This window comes from Pseudomonas sp. SDO5522_S412, assembly GCF_054071215.1.
This window is the reverse complement of sequence record NZ_JBSVWQ010000321.1, coordinates 1-5,168: the sequence shown is the minus strand read 5'-3', so window position 1 is coordinate 5,168 and position 5,168 is coordinate 1. Positions and strand designations below refer to the sequence as shown.

The following is a 5,168-nucleotide window of genomic DNA, read 5'->3' as shown; positions in this document are numbered from 1 at the left end:
TCGGGTTTATGTGGGAGCGGGCTTGCTCGCGAATACGGTGGGTCAGTCAATACATCTGGCGACTGACACACCGCATTCGCGAGCAAGCCAGCTCCCACACAAGCCCGCTCCCACATTCAGTCCGGTGTCAGGCCCAGGAACCGCTGCAACTCTTCGCGCTTGGCCAGCGCATCCCGCCTTCCCAATTCGATCAATTCGCTGCAATACCCCGCCTCGAACAGCAGGTAGCTGAGCACCCCCGCGCCACTGGTTTTGGTCGCCCCCGGCCCGCGCAGAAACAGGCGCAATGCCGCCGGCAATTCCTGGCGGTGACGTGCCGCGATTTCGTCGATTGGCTGACTGGGAGCGATCACCAATACTTCCACTGGCGCCAAACCTTGTATCGCCGCGTTGGCCGGCAACACGTGGCTGAACTGGTTCAGGCGCTCGAGCAATTCGATATCGCTTTCCAGGCTGTCGATGAACGTGCTGTTGAGCATGTGCCCGCCGATCTGCGCCAACGTCGGCTCCTGGCCGGTGAAGGTGCGCGCCGGGTTCGATGGATCGTTGCCACGCGGGTTGCCACTGACCCCCACCACCAGCACGCGGCTGGCGCCCAGGTGCAACGCAGGACTGATCGGCGCCGACTGGCGCACCGCCCCGTCACCAAAATATTCCTGCCCGAGTTTGACCGGCGCAAACAGCAACGGAATCGCCGAGCTGGCCAGCAAGTGTTCAACGGTCAATTGGGTGGGAATGCCGATGCGCCGATGCCGCAACCAGGCATCGATGGTGCCGCCGCCCTGATAGAAGGTCACGGCTTGCCCGGACTCGTACCCGAACGCGGTCACCGCCACAGCATGAAGGTGTTTCTCGCGGATCGACTGCGCGATCCCTTCCAGGTGCAGTTTGTCGCGCAACAAGTCCCGCAGCGGCGAACTGTTGAGCAGCGCCACTGGCACCTGCGCCCCCATCCCCAGCAGGCTGTGGATAAGGAATCGACTGGCCTGGCTGATCACCCCGGGCCAGTCGCTGCGCAGCACCAGGTGGCTGCGAAAGCCCTGCCAGAAGGCGGTCAGGCGCTGGATGGCGGCGGTAAAGTCCATGGCGCCACTGGCCAGGCTCACTGCATTGATCGCCCCGGCCGAGGTGCCGACGATCACCGGAAACGGATTGGCCGCGCCCGGCGGCAACAGCTCGGCTATCGCCGCCAGTACCCCCACCTGATAGGCGGCCCGCGCCCCGCCGCCGGAAAGAATCAAGCCTGTGACCGGTTCAGCTGGGCGCATTGCATCACTCCATGGTGCTTGGGGACTTCAGATCAACGGCGGCGTTTTTCATACAGTTTAGGTTCACCTGGCGGCCGGCTCTTGAAGCGGCGGTGCGTCCACAGGTATTGCTCGGGGCATTCGCGCACGGAGGCTTCGACCCACAGGTTGATGCGCAGGCAATCGATCTCGTCGGATTCACCCGGGAAGTCGGTCAGCGGCGGATGGATCACCAGGCGATAACCGCTGCCGTCGGCCAGGCGCTCCTGGGTGAACGGCACCACCAGAGCCTTGCCCAGGCGTGCGAACTTGCTGGTGGCAGTGACGGTGGCGGCCTGAATACCGAACAGCGGCACGAAGATACTTTGCTTGGCGCCGTAGTCCTGGTCCGGTGCGTACCAGATCGCACGACCGGCCCGCAGCAGCTTGAGCATGCCGCGCACGTCTTCGCGCTCTACGGCCAGGGAGTCGAGGTTGTGCCGCTCGCGGCCACGGCGCTGGACGAAATCGAACAAGGGGTTGCCGTGCTCGCGGTACATGCCGTCGATGGTGTGCTTCTGCCCGAGCAAGGCGGCGCCGATTTCCAGGGTGGTGAAATGCAGGGCCATGAGGATCACGCCCTTGCCTTCCAGTTGCGCCTGCTTGAGGTGCTCCAGCCCTTCGACATGGGCCAGGCGCGCCAGGCGCGGCTTGGACCACCACCAGCTCATGGCCATCTCGAAGAACGCGATGCCGGTGGAGGCAAAGTTTTCCTTGAGCAAATGTTTACGCTCTTTAGCGGACTTTTCCGGGAAGCACAGTTCCAGGTTTCGTGCGGCGATACGTCGACGTTCACCGGCCACCCGGTACATTCCCGCCCCCAAGGCACGGCCAATCCCCAGTAAAGCCCGGTACGGCAACTGCACAATCAGCCACAGCAAACCCAGCCCCAGCCATAACAGCCAGAAGCGCGGATGAAAAAATACAGCTCGAAAACGCGGGCGATCCATTCAAGATTCCGGTAAAGACAACGGCCGCGCATTCTACAACGGTTCGACCCGGCTTGCGGCTAGCGGATGTTCTCGTTATAAGTCTCGACACTTTTCGTGACAAGCCGCTTTGCCGACCATGAGCCAAACCGAACCGCTAGACCAAGATCCCGTGTTCCAGTTGAAAGGCAGCATGCTCGCCATTACCGTGCTGGAACTGGCCCGCAACGACCTTGATGCCCTGGACCGCCAGCTCGCCGCCAAGGTCGCCCTGGCGCCGAACTTCTTCAACAATGCACCGCTGGTGCTGGCCCTGGACAAGCTCCCGGCCGGCCAGGGCGCGGTCGACCTGCCCGGGCTGATGCGCGTGTGCCGCCAGCATGGCCTGCGCACCCTGGCGATCCGTGCCAGCCGTATCGAAGACATCGCCGCGGCAATCGCCATTGAACTGCCAGTACTGCCGCCGTCGGGTGCCCGCGAGCGTCCGCTCGACCCGTTGGTCGGCGAAGAGAAGAAAAAACCTGAGAAACCGCCGGAGCCGACGATCAAGCCGACAAAGATCATCACCTCTCCCGTACGGGGCGGGCAGCAGATTTACGCCCAGGGTGGCGACCTTGTCGTCATCGCCCCGGTCAGCCCGGGGGCGGAACTTCTCGCCGATGGAAACATCCATGTATACGGCCCCATGCGTGGTCGTGCCCTGGCCGGCATAAAAGGTGACACCAAGGCCCGTATTTTTTGCCAGCAGTTGACCGCTGAGCTAGTGTCCATCGCAGGCCAGTACAAGGTTTCGGAAGATTTGCGCCGCGATCCGCTGTGGGGGGCCGGGGTACAAGTCAGCCTGTCGGGCGATGTGTTGAACATCGTTCGTCTTTAACGGATACTGCCGCATTTTCCAAGCATCTCTGGACTCTGATAGCACAGCGAAAACGGCAAAACTTGTGTAGGAATAATTTTAAGGTGGGGTTTGCCCAGGCAAACCGTGCTTTCTCCTACAAGAGCTGCCCGCCTGCAGCGAGTGACAAGAGATGTTTTTCAGGGACTAAAAAGTCCTTTTTCCTTAGGGGTGAAACACCTTGGCCAAGATTCTCGTGGTTACATCCGGCAAGGGTGGTGTGGGTAAGACCACCACCAGCGCCGCTATCGGTACCGGCCTCGCTCTGCGCGGCCACAAGACAGTTATCGTCGACTTCGACGTCGGCTTGCGTAACCTCGACCTGATCATGGGCTGTGAACGCCGCGTGGTTTACGACTTCGTCAACGTCGTCAATGGCGAAGCCAACCTGCAACAGGCACTGATCAAGGACAAGCGCCTTGAGAACCTGTATGTACTGGCCGCCAGCCAGACCCGCGACAAAGACGCGCTGACCAAGGAAGGCGTGGGCAAGGTCCTCGCCGAACTGAAGGAAACCTTCGAATACGTGGTGTGCGATTCCCCGGCGGGTATCGAGACCGGCGCTCACCTGGCGATGTACTTCGCCGACGAAGCCATCGTCGTGACCAACCCTGAAGTCTCCTCGGTACGTGACTCGGACCGCATGCTCGGCCTGCTGGCCAGCAAGTCCCAGCGCGCCGAGAAAGGTGAAGATCCGATCAAGGAACACCTGCTGCTGACCCGCTACAACCCTGAGCGCGTCAGCAATGGCGAAATGCTCGGCGTTGAAGACGTGAAGGAAATCCTCGCCGTGACCCTGCTGGGTGTGATCCCGGAATCCCAGGCCGTCCTGAAGGCATCCAACCAAGGTGTGCCGGTGATTCTTGACGACCAGAGCGACGCCGGCCAGGCGTACAGCGATGCGGTAGATCGCTTGCTGGGCAAGACCGTGGAACATCGCTTCCTCGATGTTAAGAAGAAGGGATTCTTCGAGCGTATCTTTGGAGGCAACTAAACAATGAAATTTCTCGACTTCTTTCGCGCCAACAAAAAGCCAAGTACCGCGTCGGTAGCGAAAGAGCGTCTACAGATCATCGTGGCGCACGAACGCGGCCAACGCAGCACCCCGGATTACCTGCCAGCCCTGCAGAAGGAACTGGTGGAAGTGATCCGCAAGTACGTCAACATCGGTAACGATGACGTGCATGTCGCCCTGGAAAATGACGGCAGCTGCTCGATTCTGGAACTCAATATCACCCTGCCTGATCGTTGATCGAAAAGGCGGTCGCCACGGCGGCTCGGTTACCTGGCTCCCCTCACGGGGCCGGGTGAGCGAGCCGCCGTTGGCGTTTGTTACGAGGCTGTTTTAATGCCGTTGTCCAATGTCCATATCCTTCATCAGGACGCTGCTGTCCTGGTGGTGAACAAGCCTACCCTGCTGCTCTCGGTGCCCGGTCGCGCCGACGACAACAAGGACTGCCTGATCACCCGCCTGCAGGAAAACGGCTACCCCGAAGCCCGCATCGTCCATCGCCTGGACTGGGAAACGTCCGGGATCATCCTGCTGGCCCGAGACGCGGATACCCACCGTGAACTGTCCCGCCAGTTTCATGACCGGGAAACCGAAAAGGCCTACACCGCACTCTGCTGGGGCCAACCGGAACTGGACAGCGGCAGCATCGACTTGCCCTTGCGCTACGACCCGCCGACCAAGCCACGGCACGTGGTGGACCACGAGTTCGGCAAGAACGCGCTGACCTTCTGGAAAGTCCTGGAGCGTTGCGGCGACTGGTGCCGGGTTGAGCTGACGCCGATCACCGGCCGCTCCCATCAACTGCGCGTGCATATGCTGTCCATCGGGCATCCGTTGCTGGGCGATGGCTTGTATGCCCACGAACAGGCCTTGGCTGCCTGGCCACGGCTGTGTCTGCACGCCAGCATGCTGAGCTTCACCCATCCCCAGAGCGGCGAGCGTCTGCGCTTCGAGTGCCCCGCGCCGTTTTAAGCTGTAAACGCAATTAAAATGTGGGAGCGGGCTTGCTCGCGAATGCGGTGGATCAGTTAGCTCATTCGGCGACT

Annotated in this window: 6 protein-coding genes; 4 read left to right on the top strand and 2 right to left on the bottom strand. The window is 61.3% G+C overall.

The features are described from left to right. Positions 1–116 precede the first annotated feature (116 nt). Together ACW9I6_RS30600 and ACW9I6_RS30595 are read right to left on the bottom strand one after the other, a co-directional pair. A complete protein-coding gene (locus tag ACW9I6_RS30600; protein WP_087694783.1) occupies positions 117–1,268 on the bottom strand; it encodes a patatin-like phospholipase family protein in 1,152 nt (383 codons plus the stop codon). Between the two features lie 32 nt (positions 1,269–1,300). Beyond that, on the bottom strand, positions 1,301–2,236 hold the full coding sequence (locus tag ACW9I6_RS30595; RefSeq protein ID WP_134326008.1) for a lipid A biosynthesis lauroyl acyltransferase: 936 nt from the start codon (positions 2,234–2,236) through the stop codon (positions 1,301–1,303). Positions 2,237–2,354: 118 nt separating this feature from the next. Between ACW9I6_RS30595 and minC the strand changes: the two genes are divergently transcribed. From minC to ACW9I6_RS30575, 4 genes are all read left to right on the top strand, one after another. Beyond that, a complete protein-coding gene (minC, locus tag ACW9I6_RS30590) occupies positions 2,355–3,092 on the top strand; it encodes a septum site-determining protein MinC (protein ID WP_003209099.1) in 738 nt (245 codons plus the stop codon). Between the two features lie 199 nt (positions 3,093–3,291). Then, on the top strand, positions 3,292–4,104 hold the full coding sequence (gene minD, locus ACW9I6_RS30585) for a septum site-determining protein MinD (protein WP_003209098.1): 813 nt from the start codon (positions 3,292–3,294) through the stop codon (positions 4,102–4,104). Between the two features lie 3 nt (positions 4,105–4,107). Beyond that, entirely contained in the window at positions 4,108–4,362 is a 255-nt protein-coding gene (minE, locus tag ACW9I6_RS30580) for a cell division topological specificity factor MinE (protein ID WP_003175252.1), read from the top strand. A 96-nt stretch (positions 4,363–4,458) separates the two neighbouring features. Continuing rightward, entirely contained in the window at positions 4,459–5,094 is a 636-nt protein-coding gene (locus ACW9I6_RS30575; RefSeq protein ID WP_008432172.1) for an RluA family pseudouridine synthase, read from the top strand. The last annotated feature ends 74 nt before the right edge of the window (positions 5,095–5,168 follow it).

What these genes read in the sequence shown, in the direction of transcription:
- ACW9I6_RS30600 (WP_087694783.1), bottom strand. Translation starts at nt 1,268, where the DNA reads ATGCGCCCAGCTGAACCGGTCACAGGCTTGATTCTTTCCGGCGGCGGG.
- ACW9I6_RS30595 (WP_134326008.1), bottom strand. Translation starts at nt 2,236, where the DNA reads ATGGATCGCCCGCGTTTTCGAGCTGTATTTTTTCATCCGCGCTTCTGG.
- minC (WP_003209099.1), top strand. Translation starts at nt 2,355, where the DNA reads ATGAGCCAAACCGAACCGCTAGACCAAGATCCCGTGTTCCAGTTGAAA.
- minE (WP_003175252.1), top strand. Translation starts at nt 4,108, where the DNA reads ATGAAATTTCTCGACTTCTTTCGCGCCAACAAAAAGCCAAGTACCGCG.
- ACW9I6_RS30575 (WP_008432172.1), top strand. Translation starts at nt 4,459, where the DNA reads ATGCCGTTGTCCAATGTCCATATCCTTCATCAGGACGCTGCTGTCCTG.